20 protein-coding genes and 1 pseudogene are annotated in these 19687 nt (G+C 71.3%); 6 read left to right on the top strand and 15 right to left on the bottom strand.

Features of this window, described 5'->3' with window-relative positions; genetic code table 11:
• Positions 1-2 precede the first annotated feature (2 nt).
• Together XF36_RS31300 and XF36_RS04600 are read left to right on the top strand one after the other, a co-directional pair.
• The gene (locus tag XF36_RS31300; RefSeq protein WP_145981258.1) at positions 3-482 is read left to right on the top strand and encodes a hypothetical protein; all 480 of its coding nucleotides are present in this window, start codon (positions 3-5) and stop codon (positions 480-482) included.
• A 205-nt stretch (positions 483-687) separates the two neighbouring features.
• Entirely contained in the window at positions 688-978 is a 291-nt protein-coding gene (locus XF36_RS04600; RefSeq protein WP_060711022.1) for a hypothetical protein, read from the top strand.
• Positions 979-1323: 345 nt separating this feature from the next.
• Here XF36_RS04600 and XF36_RS31295 read toward each other — a convergent pair whose 3' ends face one another.
• The 8 genes from XF36_RS31295 to XF36_RS34760 form a co-directional block, all read right to left on the bottom strand.
• Positions 1324-2049 (bottom strand): (2Fe-2S) ferredoxin domain-containing protein, encoded by a 726-nt coding sequence (locus tag XF36_RS31295; RefSeq protein WP_060711021.1) that lies wholly within the window; start codon positions 2047-2049, stop codon positions 1324-1326.
• A complete protein-coding gene (locus tag XF36_RS31290) occupies positions 2046-2849 on the bottom strand; it encodes an ABC transporter ATP-binding protein (protein ID WP_060711020.1) in 804 nt (267 codons plus the stop codon). Before XF36_RS31290 ends, XF36_RS31295 begins: the two co-directional genes overlap by 4 nt.
• Positions 2846-3934 carry a FecCD family ABC transporter permease gene (locus XF36_RS04585; RefSeq protein WP_082375163.1) on the bottom strand — a complete coding sequence of 363 codons (1089 nt, stop codon included), beginning with the start codon at positions 3932-3934 and terminating at the stop codon, positions 2846-2848. The genes XF36_RS31290 and XF36_RS04585 overlap by 4 nt, the downstream gene beginning before the upstream one ends.
• Positions 3931-4965 carry an ABC transporter substrate-binding protein gene (locus XF36_RS04580; protein ID WP_060711019.1) on the bottom strand — a complete coding sequence of 345 codons (1035 nt, stop codon included), beginning with the start codon at positions 4963-4965 and terminating at the stop codon, positions 3931-3933. Before XF36_RS04580 ends, XF36_RS04585 begins: the two co-directional genes overlap by 4 nt.
• Positions 4966-5031: 66 nt before the next feature.
• Complete coding sequence (locus tag XF36_RS04575) at positions 5032-6375, bottom strand: MATE family efflux transporter (protein ID WP_060711018.1); 1344 nt, start codon at positions 6373-6375, stop codon at positions 5032-5034.
• A complete protein-coding gene (locus XF36_RS04570) occupies positions 6372-7397 on the bottom strand; it encodes an LLM class flavin-dependent oxidoreductase (RefSeq protein WP_064485370.1) in 1026 nt (341 codons plus the stop codon). The genes XF36_RS04575 and XF36_RS04570 overlap by 4 nt, the downstream gene beginning before the upstream one ends.
• A 22-nt stretch (positions 7398-7419) precedes the next feature.
• Positions 7420-9309 carry a YcaO-like family protein gene (locus tag XF36_RS04565; protein WP_145981257.1) on the bottom strand — a complete coding sequence of 630 codons (1890 nt, stop codon included), beginning with the start codon at positions 9307-9309 and terminating at the stop codon, positions 7420-7422.
• 125 nt (positions 9310-9434) lie between these two features.
• Entirely contained in the window at positions 9435-9563 is a 129-nt protein-coding gene (locus tag XF36_RS34760; protein ID WP_255357089.1) for a hypothetical protein, read from the bottom strand.
• A gap of 132 nt (positions 9564-9695) precedes the next feature.
• On the opposite strand from XF36_RS34760, the gene XF36_RS32160 reads away from it, so the two are divergent.
• Positions 9696-10700, top strand: coding sequence for a hypothetical protein (locus XF36_RS32160; protein ID WP_060711014.1), 1005 nt, complete (start codon positions 9696-9698; stop codon positions 10698-10700).
• On the opposite strand, the gene XF36_RS04550 is transcribed toward XF36_RS32160, so the two are convergent.
• Complete coding sequence (locus XF36_RS04550; RefSeq protein WP_060711013.1) at positions 10697-11443, bottom strand: ABC transporter permease; 747 nt, start codon at positions 11441-11443, stop codon at positions 10697-10699. The two genes, XF36_RS32160 and XF36_RS04550, sit on opposite strands and share 4 nt — an antisense overlap.
• Positions 11444-11632: 189 nt before the next feature.
• On the opposite strand from XF36_RS04550, the gene XF36_RS04545 reads away from it, so the two are divergent.
• Positions 11633-11854, top strand: a complete 222-nt coding sequence (locus tag XF36_RS04545; RefSeq protein ID WP_060711012.1) for a CbtB domain-containing protein — start codon at positions 11633-11635, stop codon at positions 11852-11854.
• Positions 11854-11949 (top strand): annotated as a pseudogene (locus XF36_RS33690) (CbtA family protein); the annotation flags it as partial. The gene XF36_RS04545 and the pseudogene XF36_RS33690, both read left to right, overlap by 1 nt.
• Positions 11950-12014: 65 nt before the next feature.
• On the opposite strand, the gene XF36_RS04540 reads toward XF36_RS33690, so the two are convergent.
• A complete protein-coding gene (locus XF36_RS04540) occupies positions 12015-13166 on the bottom strand; it encodes an IS30 family transposase (protein ID WP_060710806.1) in 1152 nt (383 codons plus the stop codon).
• A 102-nt stretch (positions 13167-13268) separates the two neighbouring features.
• Here XF36_RS04540 and XF36_RS04535 point away from each other — a divergent pair, with 102 nt between their 5' ends.
• On the top strand, positions 13269-13934 hold the full coding sequence (locus XF36_RS04535) for a CbtA family protein (protein WP_082375161.1): 666 nt from the start codon (positions 13269-13271) through the stop codon (positions 13932-13934).
• Positions 13935-13977: 43 nt separating this feature from the next.
• On the opposite strand, the gene XF36_RS04530 is transcribed toward XF36_RS04535, so the two are convergent.
• The 5 genes from XF36_RS04530 to XF36_RS04510 are packed head-to-tail and all read right to left on the bottom strand — an operon-like array spanning position 13978 to position 19403.
• Positions 13978-14763, bottom strand: coding sequence for an enoyl-CoA hydratase (locus XF36_RS04530; RefSeq protein ID WP_060711010.1), 786 nt, complete (start codon positions 14761-14763; stop codon positions 13978-13980).
• Positions 14760-15644 (bottom strand): 3-hydroxyisobutyrate dehydrogenase, encoded by an 885-nt coding sequence (mmsB, locus tag XF36_RS04525; protein ID WP_060711009.1) that lies wholly within the window; start codon positions 15642-15644, stop codon positions 14760-14762. Before mmsB ends, XF36_RS04530 begins: the two co-directional genes overlap by 4 nt.
• Positions 15641-16735, bottom strand: a complete 1095-nt coding sequence (locus XF36_RS04520; protein ID WP_060711008.1) for an enoyl-CoA hydratase/isomerase family protein — start codon at positions 16733-16735, stop codon at positions 15641-15643. Before XF36_RS04520 ends, mmsB begins: the two co-directional genes overlap by 4 nt.
• Positions 16732-17904 carry an acyl-CoA dehydrogenase family protein gene (locus tag XF36_RS04515; protein WP_060711007.1) on the bottom strand — a complete coding sequence of 391 codons (1173 nt, stop codon included), beginning with the start codon at positions 17902-17904 and terminating at the stop codon, positions 16732-16734. The genes XF36_RS04520 and XF36_RS04515 overlap by 4 nt, the downstream gene beginning before the upstream one ends.
• Complete coding sequence (locus XF36_RS04510) at positions 17901-19403, bottom strand: CoA-acylating methylmalonate-semialdehyde dehydrogenase (RefSeq protein WP_060711006.1); 1503 nt, start codon at positions 19401-19403, stop codon at positions 17901-17903. The genes XF36_RS04515 and XF36_RS04510 overlap by 4 nt, the downstream gene beginning before the upstream one ends.
• Positions 19404-19687 lie beyond the last annotated feature (284 nt).

Raw genomic sequence — 19687 nt, 5'->3', positions numbered from 1 at the left:
CGATGACGTTAATCTTGTCGTGCCTCACCCACAAGTTCGCCGTCCAAGCAAGCGATCGACAGCTAACTTATCTCGATGGCAAAGTTGCGGAAGACGCATCCAACAAGGCGACTTTGTACTGCAACCAGGCAGTCTTCGCCTTCACTGGCCTCGGCTCTGTCAGCAGGACTGAGAAGACTCGTGACTTCCTTCGGACGACACTCGCCCACCACGGGCAGCCAGACTTGCAGCAGATGCTCAACTATCTGTGCGCAGAAGCAACGGCAAAAGTCCAGCAGCTTCGATTAGACACCCCCAGAAAGACATGGCCGCACCACAAACGGATATCGTTCGTCGGGATTGGCTTCATTGGCGGCGAGCATCCCACAGACGTGGCCGGGATGCCTCCCACACACGATAACCTGTTTCCGTTCTTTTCCATCGCCAGTAATGCCCAAAGCGGCGTCAGCGAAGAATGGAGACGAGGCATCGGATCGTTTTAGATTTTCCCACAAGTACCTAGAAGCGAAGGCCCCGTTCGGGTTACACGTCGCAGGCCAACGGCTGACGCCACGGGAGCAACGCGACCTTCGCAGACAACTCGGCAGGTGCGCCAGGCAGCATTCACATCCGTATGGCATTGCTCGCCATCTGACTCGCGCGGTGAGAGCCGTTGCTAGGCGCAATCGATATGTTGGATCGAACGTCATGTGCACCATCGCGTACAGGAGTCGCGCTGAAGCCACCGCCTTCGAGATCCGCGGTCCGACCTGGCCAGTAACCGAGGACGGTTTTACTGAGGAGGCTTTCTTCCGGCAGCCCCCTGATCTCGAACCGATGTGGATCTATTGTCCAGAGACGTTCAACGATCAGGTCCATTACATGCCGAACCTCGCCTGCAACGGCACTGAATTCTCCGGAGGCATTCTTGGCCCAACCGATTTGGTCAACGAAGCCGAGAGTCAGCTATCGAGCGGGAAGAAGTGGGACTCCAGTTAGCACTAGTCGGCGACATGACTGGACGACCGAGAACCAATAACGCGCCACCGCGGAGTGCCGAGCTCCAGTTCGGAGGATAGGTCCTGTGCTGGTTCGGCCTCGTCGACGAACACCACGGCATCGTGACCACGCCTCAGCTCATCGCAGATTGTCGCCCAGCAGGTCCAGGCTTACTCGGGTCGCGCAACGGCGTACCGAGTTCGGGGAACCACCGAAACGCCTGCGGGTGGCGTTCCCACTCGCACCCAGAGCACTCCGTCCCGTCGTGCGCGGTCGGACAGTCCTCGTCCACGACATCACCCCAACATGTTGGCTATTGCCAACTCTAGGCAGAAAGGTGGACTCTCACACCCGTCCGGTCGGGCGGGGTAGGCCGCCCATCACGTCGTCGGGCACCGAGTCCGGTCGGGCCAGGACCTCTGCCCGCGTCGGGTCGACGTGTTGGTGCCACTGGCCGGACGGGTGTTCGATGACCAGCGGCCCGAGGTTGCACGGTCCGACGCAGGACATTCCGGTGACCTGGGTCGACGACCCGCGCGTGGCGTCGGCCAGGGCCCGGTGTGTAGCTCCGGCACCGTGTGCAGTGCAGCGCGGCCCACGGCAGACGAGCAGGTGCCGGTTCGGGATGTCCAGGTCCGACCACGCCGGGCTGCGGAATCCGGCCGGGGACGCGGTGACCGGACGGCCGCCGGACGCGACGAGATCGGCGACGGCGTCGGCGACGCCGGGCAGGTCCGTCAGCCCGTCGGCCTGGCGGATCTCCAGGGTGGAGTCCCGCGTCTCCCGCCAGTTCGCGACGGCCTTCGCGATCCACGTCGTGAGGTAGCGGTCCGCGGGTACCGCGAGCGCGAGGACCAGTATGGAGGCGCTCCCGGCCGCGGCCAGCTCGTCGAGGACCTCGTGCAGGGACGGCGTCTCGTGGTCGAGGTGCGCGACGCGGACGGGGTCCGGTACCCGGCCGGCGACGGCTCCGGCGAGCCGCCGCAGGGCCCGTTCGTCGAGGCCGGCGGGGGTCGGTCGGGCGACCAGCACGACGGCCCGGTCGGTCGGGTGGGTCGTCGGGTAGGTCACGGCGTGACTCCTCGGAGGTCGGGTGCCGGCGGTCGGAAGCGGATGTGCGGGCGGCCGGTGTCGGCGTCGGGCGCGACCTCGGCGCGGACACCGTAGACGTCGCGCACCATCTCCTCGGTGATCACGTCCGACGGCGGGCCTTGGGCGTGCAGGCGCCCGTCGTGAAGCACCGCGACGTCGTCGCCGTAGTGGGCGGCGAGGTTGAGGTCGTGCAGGGCCATCACGGTGGTGACTCCCCGACGCCGTGCGGCGTCCAGCACGTCGAACTGGTGGCGGACGTCGAGATGGTTGGTCGGTTCGTCGAGCACCAGCAGCCGGGGACGTTGGGCGAACGCGCGGGCGATGACCACGCGCTGGCGCTCCCCGCCGGAGAGGGTCCGGTAGGACCGCTCGGTCAGGTGCGCGACGCCGGCCGCGGCCAGTGCTGCAGCGACGGTCTCGTCGTCGTCGGACTCGGTGGATACGAGCAGGCGCTGGAACGGCGCGCGCCCCATACCGACGACCTCGCGCACCGACATGTCGAACTCGGCGCCGGGGTCCTGCAGGACCGCGGCGACGTTGCGGGCGAACTCGCGGGCGGAGAACTCCCCCGCCGCGCGGCCGTCGAGCGCAACCGTCCCGCGCTCCGCGGGCAGGATCCGCAGCACGGCGCGCAGCAGCGTCGACTTGCCGCTGCCGTTCGGTCCGACGAGGCAGAGCGTGCGGCCCGGGGCCACCGTGAACGACACGCCGTCGACGACGGTCCGGCCGCCGAGCCGGACCGCCAGGTCGGACACGGCCAGCCCGGCCGGGTCGCTCATGCGCTGGTCCGGGTGCCGCGACGGGCCTCGCGCCGCACGAGCCACAGGAAGAACGGCCCACCGCACAGCGCGGTCAGCACCCCGACCGGGACCTCGATCGGCGAGGCGACGGTGCGGGCGGCGACGTCGGCCCACACCAGGAACGACGCCCCGCTCAGGGCGGCGGCCGGGAGGAGGCGGCGGTGGTCGCTGCCGACGACCAGGCGCACCGCGTGCGGGACGATGAGCCCGACGAAGCCGATCGGCCCCGACACCGAGACCAGGACGCCGGTGACGAGCGAGGTCAGGACGAACATCGCCGCGCGGAACCGCGGGACGTCGACACCCATCGTCGTCGCGGCCTCGTCGCCCGCGAGCAGCAGGTTCAACGGGCGGGCCGTGGCGAGCAGGATCGCCACGCCGACCGCGACCGCCGCCGTCGGCAGCCACAGGAGGTCCCAGGTGGCCCGGCCCAGGCTGCCGAGCAGCCACGCCAGGACCTCGCGGTAGGCGTCCGGGCGGGCCGCGAGGATCAGGAGCAGGCTGGTCAGGGCGGACAGAACGTAGGCGACGGCGACGCCGGAGAGCACCAGCCGGGTGGGCGTGACCTGCCCGCCGGACCGCGACATCGCGTAGACCACGAACAGCGCCAGCAACGCGCCGAGGAACGCCGCGACCGGCGTCGTGAGGCCAAGGACGGCGGTCGCGCCGGAGATGATGACGAGCACCGCGGCGACCGAGGCGCCGGAGGAGACGCCGAGCAGGAACGGGTCGGCGAGCATGTTGCGCACGAGGGCCTGCAATGCGGCGCCCACGACGGCGAGGCCGGCCCCGACGACGACGGCGAGCAGGACCCGCGGGGCGCGGCTCTGGGTGACGATCGCCCGCACGAACGGTGGCCCGGTCGCGTCGATCCGCCCGCCGGTCACCGCAGCCGCGAGGTTGGACCACACCTGGCCGGGCGGAATCGTGACGGAGCCGATCGAGATCCCGGCGGTGACCGAGACGACCAGCACGGCCGTCAGGACGACGAGTACCGCGGGCTGGCGCCAGTGCGAGCCGGGAGCCAGGTCCGCCGCGGCCGGGCGGCGGGGTGCGATCGTCACCGGAACCGGTCGGGGTGCAGGGCGCGGGCCAGGGTCTCCACGGCCATCGGCGGCCGGACGCCGACGACGCCGTCCTGCAGGGTGAGCGTGGTGAAGCGCTGATTGCGGATCGCCGGCACGCTGGCCAGCTCCGGACGCGCGAGCAGGAACCGCTTCTTCGCCTCGACGCCGCCGCTGCCGTCTGCGTAGTCGTAGATCACGATCACGTCCGGTGCCCGCTGCGCGACCTGCTCGAACGAGACGTCGCCGAAGAGGTCGTCCAGGTCCCCGAACACATTGCGTCCGCCGGCGCGTGCGATCACGTCGTTGCTGATCCCGCGTCCGCCGGCGGTGAACGCGGTGTCCTCGCCGCTGTCATAGACGAACACGCTCACCGGAGGCGCACCGGCGACCCGGGCGCTCGACGCATCCACGCGTCGTTGCAGGTCGCTGACGAGCGACTCGCCGCGCTCGGGGACGCCGAACATGCGCGCAACCGTGCGGATCTCGGACCAGACGGTGTCCATCGTGACCTTCGGCGTGCAGGCCTCCGAGTTCTGGTAGGTCGCGACGCCGGACTGCTGGTAGCGCTCCCGGGCGGTGCCCTTGTCCGCGGAGAACGCCGAGTCGTAGCCGCCGTAGACCATGTCCGGTCCGGTGGCGAGTACCTGCTCGAACGAGGCGTCCTTGTCCGAGATCTGTGGCACCGACGCGTTCGCGGCCGCGAACTGCGGGAGATAGGGGTTGTCCGGGTAGGCGGTCCCGACCATCGAGCGCTCGAGGCCGAGCGCGTACATGATCTCCGCCGGGTGCTGGTAGATCGTCACGACCCGCTGCGGCGGCGCGTCCAGGCGGACCTGCACACCGCAGTTGTCGATGGTCATCGGGAAGCCCGGTGCGGCGGCGGCCGGCTGCGACGGAACCTCGGTCGACGGCGCCGCGGAGCAGCCCGCGGCGAGCGCGACGGCCGTCGCCACCATTCCGAGGCGCAGCATCGTCGCCCGTCGGCGGGCGCCCCCGGCGGACGCCGTGATCGTCTCCGGACTCGACACCGTTGCCTCCCAGGTCTCTCGTGGACGGCCGAACTGTATGGATCAGCTCGACAGTTGAGCAAGTGATCAGACGATTCGGGTCCGCCAGCGGCCCGTGGAGTACCGCCACCCCGTGATCGCGAGCATGGTGAGGCCGAAGCCCAGCCACGCGACATAGATCCCGGTCAGTCCCCATCCGAGGACCAGTCCGAGCAGCCAGGCCAACGGCACGAGCACCGCATAGTCGGCCACCAGAGACGCGATCATCACGGTCACGTTGTCGCCGGACGCGCGCAGCACGCCCGCGATGTTCAGCGACAGCACGATCGGCACCATCGTCGCGACGGCGAGCGGCGCGGTGGACGCCGCGACCTCGACGACGGCCGTATCCGCCGTCGCGAGCGCGAACAGCGCCCCGGGGAACAGCGCGGCCAACAGCGCCGGCGGCGTGGCGAGCACGAGGGCCAGCACGACACCCGTCCGCTGATAGGTCCGGACGGCCGCGACGTCCCCCGCCCCGAGCCGCTGACCGGCCAGGATCGCGATCCCCGCGCCGACCGCGGCGAGCAGGTTGTAGATCACCAGCGTGAGGTTGTCCAGGAGCCGGTACGCCGCCAGATCCACGCTGCCGACCTGCGCGGCGAACCCCACCACCAGGACCTCGTTGAGGTAGCCGAAGAACAGCAGTGCGGCTTCCGGCCACGCCAGGCGCGCCAGCGCCGGTACAGCCGCCCGGCCCCGCGCGAGATCACCACGGGTCAGCAGCGCTGCGCCGGGCACGATCCGGCCGATACGGCGGCGGGCGAACCAGGTCAGGTAGACGGTGCCGACGATCGTCGACACCACCGTGGACAGTCCGGCCCCAACGACCCCGAGCCCTGCTCCGAAGACCAGCGTCACGCCCAGCGCCATGTTCACGACGATCATGAGCAACGTCGACACCATCGCGATGCGGGTGGCGCCGAGGCCGGCGAACGCGGCCTGCAGCACCGCCGAGGCGGCCGCGAACGGCACGCCGACGGCGACGATGCGCAGATAGTCGACGCTGCCCGCGACCACGGCCGGGTCGTCGCTCAGCGCCCCCAGGACTGGACCCGCCGCCAGGATCAACACCGCAGAGAACACGACGCCGGTGACGACGCCGGCGACGAGCGCGATCGCGGTCGCCCCCGCGACGGCTGGGACGTCGCCGGACCCGAACCGCCGCGACACGACGATCTGGGCGGCGGTGGCCCAGCCCCGCACGACCATGACCGCAACGAGATAGACGGGCGCGGCCAGGGCGACCGCGGCCAGCGCCGCGGTGGAGTAGCGGGCCACCAGCGCGGTGTCCGTCAGGACGATCGCGACCTGCGCGAACATCGTGACGATCAGCGGGCCGACCAGCCGCCACAGCTCGCGCAGCGGTGACACGTCACGGGTGAGCGTCACAGGACGCCCGACGCGGCCTCGATGAGCTCGACGTCGCGGGTCAGCAGGATCAGGGTGTCCACACGCGATCCGGCCCAGGCGCCGAGCCGGTCCAGGATGCGGTCCTTCGACCCGACGAGCGCGAACGCGTCCACCAGATCGTCCGGCACGGCGGCCCAGGCCTCGGACCGCCGGCCCTCGACGTGGTGCTCGCGGATCCGGTGCGCGGCCGCCTCCCACCCCATCTCGCACGCCTGCGCGAAGTGGGTGTTCTCCACGCCGACCCCGCGCGGGCCGATGTAGGACGCGAGGACGGGGCGGACCTCGTCGCGCGCCGCATCCAGGTCGTCCTCCACGAGCACGTCGACGATCTTCGTGACGGCGACGGCGTCCGCGGCCCGACCGCTGCGGGCGAGCCCCTGGTCGAGCGGGGCGAGGCAGACCTTCTCGTGCTCCGGGAGGTAGAGGCCGCCGGCGATCCAGCCGTCGGCGATCTCGCCGGTGAGGCGGACGGCGCGGGGTCCGGTGGTGCCGAGGTAGATCGGCACCGACGGTCGCAGGGGCTTCATCTGGGACCGGATCGGCCGGCCGGGCCCGCGGGCGTCCGGACCCCGGTACGGGACGGTGTAGTGGCGGCCGTCGAACTCCAGCGGTGCCTCGCGCGCGACGGCGGCCCGCACGACCGCGACGTACTCGCGGATCGTGTCGACGGGCGGGGTGAACGGGACGCCGTGCCACCCCTCCATCAGCCACGGCTGCGACACGCCGAGTCCGAGCAGCGCCCGGCCCTCGCTGAGGATGTCCAGGGTCGCCGCCGTCATGGCGGTGAGCGCGGGCGTGCGGGCCCCGATCTGCAGGATCCCGGTGCCGAGCCGGATCCGGTCGGTCTGCCCGGCGAAATACCCGAGGATGGACACGCCGTCCGCGCCGAACTCCTCCAGGCTCCAGACCGAGTCGAACCCACAGCGGTCCGCGGCCTGCACAGCGGGCAGTACCTCGCCCATCGGTTCGCCCCCGTATCCGAGGGCAAGGCCCAGCTTCATCCGACCTCCAGCAGTGGACGGTTCACGAGAACGGCAGGGGCGGGGGCACCGGGTCCTCGGGGCCGCGGCGCAGGCGGGTGCCGCCGAGCAGCGGGAACGCCGCCGGCGCGAGCTGGTAGAGGCCGGGAACGACGACCCGCGTCACCCGCAGCCCGGCCCGCGCGATGTCATCGGTCGTCAGGTCGACGCCGACCACGGTCAGCCCCGCGCCGGTCAGCTCCCCCAGGTACGCCGATCGCGGGTCACCGGTCACCGTGGGGCCCGCGCCGAGAGGCATCGCGGGCGTCGCCGGGCGGGTCCGGGCCAGGGCGACGGCCTGCATCCGCGGGTCCAGGTAGAGCTGCACGTTCGGGTCGAGCGAGGTGAGATCCCGCCAGTCCGCCCGGTAGAGGTCTTGATAGGAGCGATCGGCGCGGAATGCGCGGTAGGGCGCCGCCGGCAGGCGCCCGGCACGGACGTCGGACCAGAACGGGCCGTCCGGGTCGGCCAGCTCGCAGGCGACCTCGAGCGACACGAGGGCCTCGGTCAGCGCCTTGTGTGCGGCCGCGGTGGTGGTCGGGCGGCAGGCGGTCCCGACGCCGATCAGCTCGCGGTGCGGGTCGTGCAGGAGCACGGCGACGACCGGGACGCCGACCGGGCAGGGCAGCAGGAGGAACCGCGCATCGAGACGGCCGGAGACGGGCCCCGACAGGGCGTCCGCGATCACCGGGTCCCCCGTGACGTCGAGCGGGACGGCACGGTCGCCGGTGGTCCACCACACGGTGACGGCGTCGCGCTCCAGGACCTCCTCGATCGCCGCCCGCTGCGCCGCCGCCGTCGACTCCCCCGCGGCGATGCCGGCCAGGGCGGGCGGCGAGACCGGGGCCGGGTCGCCGGGCCGGGTGCCCGGCCCGTTCAGGTGGACCGCCGCCGCGGGTACGAGCACCGGGTCACCGGTCACGAGGTCGTGGCCGCGGCTCCAGTCGAGCGTCAGATCGTCGTGCAGCGGGACGAACGGGAAGCCCGGCGTCGCGTACTGCGCCGGCGAGTACAGCGTCAGCGCGCCAGGGGACACGACCCGATGCCCCCGGGCGCGCAGGTCACACGCGCTGCCGCGCAACAGGTCCGACGGCACGGCGTTGCCGCAGTAGCGCTCCACGGCCTCCCCGAGCGCCGCGCGCCGGGCCGCGTCCGGACTCCCGAGTGTCGCCCCGCCGGCGGCGGGGTCGGCCCGCCACGGCGCGAAGACCCGCGTGTCGGCGACGTCGGCCTCGACGCACGCCAGCGACGACGAGTAAGGGCCCGGTCGCGACGGGCGGAGTGCGGTCACGATGCCGGTACGGGCGTCCACCAGCTGGTCCTCCGGGCTCCCGCCCGTCACGGGGGCTGCGCAGTTCGTGCCCGGGAGCGACAGCACGCGGTGGCGGGTGACGGTTGCGCCGTCGACGCGGACCTCGTGGTCGGCACCGGGCGCGTGTTCACCGCGCAGGTGGGCGAGCACGTCGTCGACGACCAGACGCGCAGCCGTCGCCACGGTCTCCGATCCGGGCCGGGGACCCGGAGTGCGGTCCGCGCGGGACCAGTGGTCGAGCAGGCGCTCGGGGTTCCGGCTCGCGGCCAGGCGCCGGGCACGCCAGTCCCGGTGGCCCGCGGAGACGCCGGGCACGGTGAACGGGCCGACGCACACCGCCGTCGCCTCGAGATGCACGCGATGCCAGGCGAGGCCCGCGGTCTCGCAGTGGGTGTCGAGGTCCTGCCACCGTTCGTCGGGTAGGACGTCCGCGCAGGCGACGACGACGTCGTGCACCGCCGGGTCCGGCCGGTCCCCGACCTCCACCCGCACTCCGGACCACTCGGTCAGCAGCCGTCGGACCTCGTCCGCGATCGGATCGAAGGGGGCCGGTGCGGTGACCAGCAGGATCGACGCGGTCATCGCGACAGGTTCCTGGTGCTGCGCGACGGGTGTCGCCCTGACGGTCACCACCGAAGTCCCCCTGTCACAGCCACGTACCGGTCGAGGCACGGGGCGGGGAGGACGCACCTCCCCGCCCCGGCGACTCACTTCTCGGTGTCGGCCAGGTCGCCGATCAGCCAGCTGAAGGTGTCCTCGACGGCCGGGGTGTGGGCCCGGAGCCGGCTCGGCGCAGCGTCGTCGGTCTCCTCGTACTCGTAGCCGTGGTGGTTCATGACCTGCTCCTCCGTGTCGGAAATGACGGTCCGGGCGCCCGTCGTGACGCTAACGACCGCTCTTGACAGGATCAACACTTGAACAGTCTCTCAATTGTTGTTAGGAACGTGCGCGCAGACGGAGGAGGCTTCGTGGACGACACGGCGGCAGCGCGGGTGGCCGATCTCGATCTCGCGGACGTCCAGTCCTCGTTCGCGTCCGGCCTCGCTCCGGACGCCCCGTACCACCACCGCGAGGCCACGGCGCTGGAGTACCGCCGCTTCCTGCTACTCGCCCTCACCCACCCGGAGCTGGAGGTGCACCCGGGCGGACCGGTCGAACGCTTCCGACGCCTGCACGCCGATCGGCCTCGATTCACCGAGGACTGCGCCGCCCTCGTCGCCGGGACCGGCGTCGACCCCGGCCGGCTCGCTCCCCCGCCGTGCTCGGACGGACACCTGCCCGACGAGCGGGTCCACCACCTCTACCGGCACACGTTCCCCGGCGGGGACACCGATCTCTGGGGCTGGCCGGTACCCCGGTCGTACCCGCGTGTCTCGGCCCCAGGGCTCGGAATCGTCCACACCCGACTGGACGGCGCCGTCGACGACGGGACCCGTGACGAGCTGCGACGGGAGGCGCTTGCGCTGCGTCCGGGGGCGCTCGACGGCCACTCCGGGGCGTCGACGATCGAGCGCGGTTGCGTGACCGGCGGATACGGCGGGTTCTGCTACGCCGACGCGGGGCCTGCGCTGCTGGAATGGCACTGGTCCGACTCTCTGGCGCGTCGCATCCGGGAGGAGACCGGCGTGGTGGTCGCCCCGACGGGGGTGTTCTACAACGTTCACCGCGACGGCGACGGCAGCCCGCTGCACACCGATCCCGTCGCCACCGAGCTCGTCGTCCTCACCCTGCTCGACGGGCCCGTCGAGCCGCTGTACCTGCACCCCGAGCTCGCATCTACCCGGCTCGAGGACATCGGCGAGCTGTCCCGGCGAACGAACGGCCACCCCGATGGGGGTGTCCCGTTCGACATCGGCCCGACGCCGTTCCTGATGTCCGGCCAGATGGTGCCGCACCATCGGCGCCCGGCCGTCCGGTCCGCGGAGGTGGTCGTCGCCGCGCAGTTCTTCGGCGTCGTCGCACCGGCTGCCTAACGGCCCACCCGGTCCCATCGCCTGCCCCACCACAGCACCGCCCCGGCCGTGAGCACGACGGCGATCGAGGGCACGAGCACCACGTGCGGCGCCGTGAACAGGTACTCGCGACCCTCGGCCACCATCGAGCCCCACTCCGCGGTCGGCGGCTGCACCCCCAGACCGAGGAACGACAGACCGGAGACAGTCAGCAGCGTGCCCGCGAACCGGACACAGGTGTGGGCGAGCAGCGGCGGTGCGACGTTGCGCACGACGTGACGGGTCAGCACCCGGACCGGGCCGGCGCCGAGCCCGTCGGCCGCGGCCACGTACTCGCGACCGGACTCGGCGACGGTCAGCAGGTGGGCCTGCCGGGCGAACGGCGTCCAGCCGATCAGGCCGATGGCGAGCACCAGCGAGCCGACGCCCGGCCCGAACGTGACGGCCGACAGCAGCCCGACCAGAACCACCGGTACCGACGCCAGCGCGTCCACGACGCGCATCACGGCCCGGCCCAGCACCCCGGTGACCGCGGCGAGCATCCCGACCGCCACCCCGACGACACCGGTCACCACGACCGTGACCAGGCTCAGCCCGATCGTGAGCCGGCCCCCGGCCAGCAGCCGGGCGAGCATGTCCCGGCCCAGCTGGTCGGTCCCCAGCGGGTGGGCCGCCGACGGGCCGGCCAGGAGCGCACCGAAGTCCGCCCGGGCCGGGTCCGGCAGCGCCGGCGGCGCGAGGACGAGGAGCGCTCTCCTGAACACCGCCGGACCCAATCAGGTGAAGGACTGTTCAGACAAGAGAGTGTGATCGCGACATTCCGAACACGTGAACAAGCACTCATCCGTTGACGCGTGCGGCCGCGCCGCTTAGCGTCCTTTCCGATACCACGGTATGACCATTTTGTCAATTCTTTACCTCCCGCCGGGGTTCGGGAGAGAAACGAGGAGCCCATGTCCGCGTCGACCCACGCCGGAGCGCCCGTCGCCGCCCGGCCACTGACGATCCCGGTGTCCGAGACGATGCCGTGGTTGATCGGCGCCCTGGTCCTCGGGCTGCTGCTGTACTACTTCATCGGCATCGACGAGGGCGCCACCTCGGTGTTCGGCAACACCATGGTGATCCACGAGTTCGTCCACGACGGCCGCCACTTCCTCGCGTTCCCCTGCCACTGATGGCACGGGCACTGGTTCTGCGGTCGGTCCTGGCCGGGGCTCTGGCCGGCCTCGTCGCGTTCCTGTTCGCGCGGGTGTTCGCCGAACCGCTGATCCAGCAGGCGATCGACTACGAGAGCGCGCGCGACGACGCGAAGAACGCCCTCTTGGACTCAACCGGTCAGCGCAACAGTGCTCCGAATCTATCAGCCGGGGTGTCGAAATCAAGCGTTTTGCGCGGTCGGGTGTTGAGGCGTTCCGCGACGCGGTCGAGTTGGGCCTGGGTGATGTGGTCGAGCCGGGTGCCCTTCGGGAAGTACTGGCGTAGTAGCCGGTTGGTGTTCTCGTTCGTGCCACGCTGCCAGGGGCTGGCCGGGTCGGCGAAGTAGACGTCCAACCCGGTCCGGGCGGTGACGATGGTGTGGCGGGCCAGTTCCATCCCGCGGTCCCAGGTCAGCGACTTGCGGACGTGTTCGGGCAGTCGGGCCATCTGCCGGGACAGTTGGTGGGCGACGGTGTGCATGTCGCGCCCTCCGAGCGCGACCAGCACGGTGAACCGGGTCGCGCGCTCGACCACGGTCGCGATCTGGGTGGTGCCACGCCCGAGCAGCAGATCACCTTCCCAGTGCCCGGGCACCGCCCGATCAGTCACCTCGGCGGGCCGGTCGTGGATGGAGACCGCGCCGGGGATCTGCGAGCGCCACTGCCCACCGGTGGTGTTGTGCACGTTACGCCGGATCGGACGGCCCGACCGCAGGTGTTTCTGCAGGTCTTTGGCCAGCACACCGCGGGTCTGCACGAACAGCGACTTGTAGATCGTCTCGTGTGACACCCGCATCCCCGATCCCGGAGCGTAGTGCTTGGCCAGGTGCCCGGCGATCTGCTCGGGCGACCAGTCCTCACCCAGTCTGGCAGCGACGAACCCACACAGCAGCGGACGACGGGCGAGCAGACACGTCTTGGGGCGCTGGGCCCGGCGCCAGGCGCGGTCCTCGGCGTCCACAGCACGGTAGGCACGCCGACCCTTGTTGCGGGCGACCTCCCGGCTCACCGTCGAGGCCGGACGACCGAGCCCAGCCGCGATGGCCCGGATCGAACGATACTGGGCCAGACCACGAGAGATCTCCTCCCGCTCGGCCGCGGTCAGCGTCCCCGGTCGGCGACGACGTGATGGCGGCACGTAGCCACCGGTGGACTTGAGCACCGTGAACACCGACCCCGGCGGGCGTCCGATCGCCCGAGCGATGTCACTGATCGACTCCCCACGCCCCCACCGGACCCACAGATCCGCGCGGTCGGCATCGGACATCCCAGGTCGTCCCAGTCGCGCCATCCCACACCCCTATCATGATCAACTACCCGGGTGTTGCGCTGACCGGTTGAGTCCAAGCTCGCCGTCGCCGCCGGGCAGGCACCAGAGGCTGCGGACCCGGAGATCTTCAGCCGGGCCGTCCAGGGAAACATCGGCATCGGCGTCGGGATGGTCTTCTTCGGGGTGGCAATCGGCTGCCTGTTCGGGGTGGCCTACTGCCTCGCCTACGGCCGCGTCGGATCCGTCAGCCCACGGCAGCTGGCCGTGCGGGTGGCCGGGGCGGGATTCCTGACGATGTTCCTCGTCCCGTTCCTGAAGTACCCCGCGAACCCGCCGTCGATCGGCAACCCGGACACGATCGGGCCGCGGTCCGGGCTGTACCTGGTGATGGTCGTCGCCTCGGTCGTCGTGGGGCTGGCCGCCCTCGCGCTCGGCCGGCGGCTGGCTCCGCGGTTCGGCACCGGCGTTTCCGCTCTGACGGCGGGTGCGGCGTTCGTCGTCGTGATCGGGGTGGTGATGGCACTGCTGCCGCAGCTAGGGTCGCTGGCCGCGAACGCCGGAGCCACGGGCGCGAGCCTGACCGAGACGCCGCTACCGCTGCTCGACCCGACCGGTCGCATCGTGTTCCCGGGCTTCGACGCGGACCTGCTGTACCGCTTCCGGCTCTACTCGATCGGGGCGCAGATCCTGCTGTGGGGCGTGTTGGGCACGGTGTTCGGCGCGCTCGCCGAGCGCGTCGTCGCCCGGGCCGACCCGGCCGAGCAGACGGAGTTCGCCTCCGCCACGTGAGCGCGAGCGAGGGGCCGGGAGCGGATGCTCCCGGCCCCTCGTGTCACGCCCGACCGGAGCCGAACTCCGGCGCCCTCTTCTCGAGGAACGCCGCCATGCCCTCGGCCTGGTCAGGGGTGTCGAACAGGGCGTGGAACGTGCGGCGCTCGAAGCGGACCCCCTCGGCGAGCGTGGACTCGAACGCGACGTTCACTGCCTCCTTGGCCGCGGCCGCCGTCGTCGCGGACATCCCCGCGATCGTCGCCGCGACCTCGGCGGCGGTGTCCACCAGATCGGCCGCCGGCACGATCCGGCTGACCAGCCCGGCGCGTTCGGCCTCCTCGGCGTCCATGGTCCGGCCGGTCAGGCACAGGTCCATCGCCTTCGCCTTGCCGACGGCCCGGGTGAGCCGCTGCGAACCACCGATGCCGGGGATGACGCCGAGCTTGATCTCCGGCTGACCGAAGCGCGCGCTGTCCGCGGCGATCAGCACGTCGCACAGCATGGCCAGCTCGCATCCGCCGCCGAGCGCGTGGCCCGCGACGGCGGCGACCAATGGCGTCCGCAGCCGGGTCAGCGCGTCCCAGCCGGCGAACAGGTCCTCGCGGACGACGTCGGCGTGGCTCATCGCGGCCATCTCGGAGATGTCCGCTCCCGCCGCGAACGCGCGGTCCGAGCCGGTCAGCACGATCGCCCCGACACCCGGATCGGCGTCGAGCGCCGCGGCAGCGGTCACGACCTCGCGCATCACCTGAAGGTTCAGCGCGTTGAGGGCCTTGGGCCGGTTCAGGCGGATCAGGCCGACTCCGTCGCGCGGCGTCTCGACGAGGATCGTCTCGAAGTCACTCACGACGCCGCCTCCCGGACGTCCTCGATGATCGCCGAGAAGTCGCGGACGCGGTCCTCGCGGTCCACGAACTCGGTGTAGCGCTCGGTCGCGGTCCGACCGAGGCGCAGGGTCAGCCCGGCCTCGTCGGCGGCCGCGTCGGCAAGGCGCAGGTCCTTGAGCATCAGCGGAGCGGCGAACCCGCCCGCGAACTCCCGGTTGGCGGGACTACCGGGCACCGGACCGGGCACCGGGCAGTTCGTGCTCACGGCCCAGCACTGGCCCGACGACGTCGACATCACGTCGAAGAGCGCCTGCGGGTCCAGTCCCTGGCGCTCGGCGAGGACGAAGGCCTCCGACACCGCGATCATGGAGACACCGAGGACCATGTTGTTGCACATCTTCGCGACCTGCCCGGCCCCGCCGGGTCCGCAGTGCACCGTCCGCTTGCCGAGCACGGCGAGGATCGGCCCGGCGGCCTGCACGGCATCGGTCTCGCCGCCCGCCATGAACGTGAGCGTCCCGCCCTCGGCGCCGACGACGCCGCCGGAGACCGGGGCGTCGACGCTGCGGCGTCCGGCCGCGGCCGCCTTCTCGTGCGCTGTCCGGGCCGAGGTCGCGTCGATCGTCGAGCAGTCGACGAAGACCGCACCGTCCGCCGACGCGGGCAGCAGCTCGTCGTAGGCGGTGAGCACGTGCTGCCCCGCGGGCAGCATCGTGATCACGACCTCGGCCTCCCGGACCGCCTCGGTACCGGATCCCGCCACGGTGACCCCGGCGGCGGATGCCGTCGCGCACGCCTGCTCGGCCAGGTCGAACCCGCGGACGTCGTGCCCGGCCGAGACGAGGTTCGCGGCCATCGGCCCGCCCATGTTGCCCAGTCCTATTACCGCGATCGTGCTCATCGCCGAGCCTCCGTTCCCTGTCCTGATCCCTGCGTCAGTCCCAGTTCCGCGACGCCGGCCAGCGGCGCGAAGTACTCCGCCACGCGGGCGTCGTTCACCTTCTCCAGCACCGGCGGGTCCCACCGGGGCGTGCGGTCCTTGTCCACCACCTGGGCGCGGATGCCCTCGACCATGTCCGGCGCCGCGAGGCACCGCAGCGAAACCCGGAACTCCTGGTCCAGCGCCTCCTCCAGGCTCGCCAGCTTCCGCGTGCGGCGCAGCGACTCGAGCGCGACGGCCACGCACGTCGGGGACTTCTGCCCGATCGTCTTGGCGGTGTCCTCGGCGTCCGACACACCGGAGGCGGACAGGCGTGCGACGATCTCCGACGCGTCGTCGCTCGCGTAGCACCGGTCGATCCACCAGCGCGAGGCGCACAGTCCCGGTTCCGGCTCGGTGTCCGCCAGCTCCTCGAGCAGGTGGCCGAGCAGCTCCTCCAGCTCCGGACCGGTGCAGCGGGCGTCCTCCAGCGACGCGAGCAGGGCGGGCACCCGGTCGGTGGGCACGAACCAGTCGGCCAGTCCCATCGCACACGCGTCCCCGGCGCCCAGCTGGGCGCCGGTCAGCGCGGCGTGGGTCCCCAGCTCACCGGAGGCGTGCGCGAGCAGCCAGGTGCCGCCGACGTCGGGGACGAAGCCGATGCCGACCTCCGGCATCGCAATGCGGGTCCGTTCGGTGACGACGCGGTGGCTGGCGTGGGCGGACAGACCGACCCCGCCGCCCATCACCAGTCCGTCCATCACCGGCAGGAACGGCTTCGGGTACCGGCTGATGACTGAGTTCATCCGGTACTCGTCGCGCCAGAACGCCTCGGTGGCGTTCCCGCCGGCGACCGCGTCGTCGTGGATGGACCGGATGTCGCCACCCGCGCACAGACCGCGCTCGCCGGCGCCGGTCACCACGACCATCCCGACGTCCGGATCGTCGGACCAGTCCGCCAGCGCCGCGGTGATGTCCCGGACCATCTCGTGGGTCAGGGCGTTGATCGCCTTCGGCCGGTCGAGCGTGATGCGTCCGATCACACCGGAGCGCTCCACCCGTACGTCGCTCATTTCTCCGCTCCCATCAGGCCGCGGGAGACGATCACGCGCATGACCTCGTTCGTTCCTTCAAGGATCTTGTGCACGCGCAGGTCCCGCACGATCTTCTCGATCCCGTACTCGGCCAGGTAGCCGTAGCCGCCGTGCAGCTGCAGCGCCGTGTCCGCGACGGCGTGTCCGGTGTCAGTGGCCAGGCGCTTGGCCATGGCGCACAGTCGGGTGGCGTCCCGCTCGCCCGCGTCCGCGGCGCGGGCCGCCCGGTGCAGCAGCAACCGCGCGGCGGTCAGGTCGGTGTGCGCGTCGGCCACCGTGAACCGCAGCGCCTGCCGGTCGGCCAGCGGAGCGCCGAACGCGCTCCGGGTGGCCAGGTGCTCCATCGCGCGGTCCAGGGCCGCGCGCGCCCCGCCGAGCGAGCACGCGGCGATGTTCAGCCGGCCGCCGTCCAGTCCGGACATCGCGATCCGGAACCCGCCCCCCTCGTCGCCGAGGCGGTCGGTCCCGGGGACTCCGACGTCGTCGAACACCACCTGCCGGGTCGGCTGGGCGTTCCACCCCATCTTCTGCTCGTCGGGTCCGAACCGCAGGCCGGTCGCACCCCGGGGTACGACGAACGCCGAGATGCCCCCAGCTCCGGGGCCGCCGGTGCGGGCGAACACCAGGTACCGGTCGGACGTGCCGGCACCGGAGATGAACTGCTTGACGCCGTTCAGCCGGTAGCCGTCGCCGTCTCGTTCCGCCGTGGTGCGGAGCGCGGCGGCGTCCGAGCCCGCGTCCGGCTCGGTGAGGCAGTAGCTGGCGAGCTCGTCCATCGAGCACAGGCCGGGCAGCCACCGCTGCCGCTGGTCGTCGTCGCCGTGCCGGTCGATCATCGCGGCGACCATGTTGTGGATCGACAGGTAGGCCGCCACCGACGGGCACCCGGTGGCCAGCGCCTCGAACACGAGGACCGCTTCCATCCGGGTCAGCCCGGTCCCGCCGACGTCCTCGGCCACGTACAGCCCGGCCATGCCGAGCTTGGCCGCGTCACGCAGCACGTCGACCGGGAAATGGTGCTCCCTGTCCCATTCGACGGCGTCCGGGGCGATCTTCTCGGTCGCGAACTGCTCCGCCGTCTCGACGAGGGCCCGCTGCTCGTCGGTGAGCTCGGCGAGGTTCTCGTCGGCACTCACTCCGGCGCTCACGACATCGTCGGGATCACGAAGGACGCGCCGTCCTTGATCCCGGAGGGCCAGCGCGACGTGACGGTCTTGGTGCGGGTGTAGAACTTGAACGAGTCCGGGCCGTGCTGGTTCAGGTCGCCGAATCCGGACGCCTTCCAGCCGCCGAACGTGTGGTACGCGATCGGCACCGGGATCGGGACGTTGACGCCGACCATGCCGGTCTCGACCTTCGATGCGAAGTCGCGGGCGGCGTCGCCGTCCCGGGTGAAGATCGCGACGCCGTTGCCGTACCGGTGGCCGTTCGCCACCCGCAGCGCCTCGTCGTAGTTGGCGGCGCGCACGACGGAGAGCACCGGCCCGAAGATCTCGTCGCGGTACAGCGACATGACCGTGGTGACCCGGTCGAACAGCGAGCCACCCATGAACCAGCCGCCGTCGCCGCCCTCGGGCGCGCCGACCTCGCGGCCGTCCACGACGAGCTCGGCACCCTCGTCCACGCCGGCCTGGATCGCCCGGCGCACGCGCTCGTCCGCGTCCGCTCCGACCAGCGGCCCCAGGTCGGCGGTCTCCGAGTCGGACCGACCGACCGTCAGGTTCCGGGCACGCTCGGCGAGCTTGGCTACGAGCAGGTCAGCGGTCTGCTCACCGACCGGGACGGCGACCGAGATCGCCATGCAGCGCTGCCCCGCGGAACCCCACGCGGCGCCGGTCAGCGCGTCGGCGGCCTGGTCCATGTCCGCGTCCGGTAGCACGAGCAGGTGGTTCTTGGCCCCGCCGAAGCACTGGGCGCGCTTGCCGTGCGCGGTCGCCGTCGAATAGACGTGCTCCGCGATCGGAGTCGACCCGACGAACCCCACCGCGGCGATGTCCGGGTGGACCAGGAGCGCGTCGACGACCTCCTTGTCCCCGTGCACGACGTTCAGCACACCCGGCGGGAGGCCCGCCTCGACGAACATCTCCGCGATCCGCACCGGGACCGAGGGGTCACGCTCGGACGGCTTGAGCACGACGGCGTTGCCGCACGCCAGTGCCGGTCCGATCTTCCAGAGCGGGATCATCGCCGGGAAGTTGAACGGGGTGATAGCGGCGACGACGCCGAGCGGCTGGCGCATCGAGTAGACGTCGACGCCCGGGCCCGCGTCGGTGGAGTACTCGCCCTTCAGCAGGTGCGGGGCGCCGGTCGCGAACTCGATGACCTCGAGACCGCGCTGGATGTCGCCGCGCGCGTCCGGCAGCGTTTTGCCGTGCTCGGAGGACAGCAGCGCCGCGAGCTCGTCCATCTGCTCGTTCGCCAGCGTCAGGAAGCGCATCAGCACCCGGGCCCGGCGCTGCGGGTTCCACGCGGCCCACTCCCGCTGCGCCGCCGCCGACACCTCGACGACCTCGTCCACATCGGACGGCATCCCGAGGCGGACGCGGCGCTGGACGGTCCCGCGGTTCGGGTCGTACACGTCGGATAACCGTTCCGACGATCCCGTCCACGGCTTTCCGGACACGAAGTGCTCGACGATCTCGGACACGATTCGACACACCCTTCGACGACGAATGAAGGCGGTTGACGGGCGTTCCACGACGCCTCGAACCGAATGATGGAGACCATAAAGTCGGACTTCCATCAATGTCCATGCACGAGCTCATGCAAATTTCTTCGACCGTTTACAGCTAATTACTTCGCATCTTGGCAACGCAGTTCGAATTCATAGTTGGCAGTCTTCGCATCCGGCCATGCGAAATCCGCAGAAATTTGCGCTCCATCACGTCTGGATCCTCCGGGCGACCTCCATCACGGTCGGTCGCAAGACCG

Source organism: Pseudonocardia sp. HH130629-09, from assembly GCF_001294645.1.
GTDB lineage: Bacteria > Actinomycetota > Actinomycetes > Mycobacteriales > Pseudonocardiaceae > Pseudonocardia.
Note: the sequence above shows the minus strand (reverse complement) of the source record. Positions and strands in the feature narration are given on the sequence as shown.

Bases quoted from the DNA above. Each gene is read 5' to 3' on its own strand.
- XF36_RS31300 (WP_145981258.1), top strand. From the start codon at position 3: ATGACGTTAATCTTGTCGTGCCTCACCCACAAGTTCGCCGTCCAAGCA.
- XF36_RS04600 (WP_060711022.1), top strand. From the start codon at position 688: ATGTGCACCATCGCGTACAGGAGTCGCGCTGAAGCCACCGCCTTCGAG.
- XF36_RS31290 (WP_060711020.1), bottom strand. From the start codon at position 2,849: ATGAGCGACCCGGCCGGGCTGGCCGTGTCCGACCTGGCGGTCCGGCTC.
- XF36_RS04570 (WP_064485370.1), bottom strand. From the start codon at position 7,397: ATGAAGCTGGGCCTTGCCCTCGGATACGGGGGCGAACCGATGGGCGAG.
- XF36_RS04565 (WP_145981257.1), bottom strand. From the start codon at position 9,309: ATGACCGCGTCGATCCTGCTGGTCACCGCACCGGCCCCCTTCGATCCG.
- XF36_RS34760 (WP_255357089.1), bottom strand. From the start codon at position 9,563: ATGAACCACCACGGCTACGAGTACGAGGAGACCGACGACGCTGCGCCG.
- XF36_RS04545 (WP_060711012.1), top strand. From the start codon at position 11,633: ATGTCCGCGTCGACCCACGCCGGAGCGCCCGTCGCCGCCCGGCCACTG.
- XF36_RS04540 (WP_060710806.1), bottom strand. From the start codon at position 13,166: ATGGCGCGACTGGGACGACCTGGGATGTCCGATGCCGACCGCGCGGAT.
- mmsB (WP_060711009.1), bottom strand. From the start codon at position 15,644: ATGAGCACGATCGCGGTAATAGGACTGGGCAACATGGGCGGGCCGATG.
- XF36_RS04520 (WP_060711008.1), bottom strand. From the start codon at position 16,735: ATGAGCGACGTACGGGTGGAGCGCTCCGGTGTGATCGGACGCATCACG.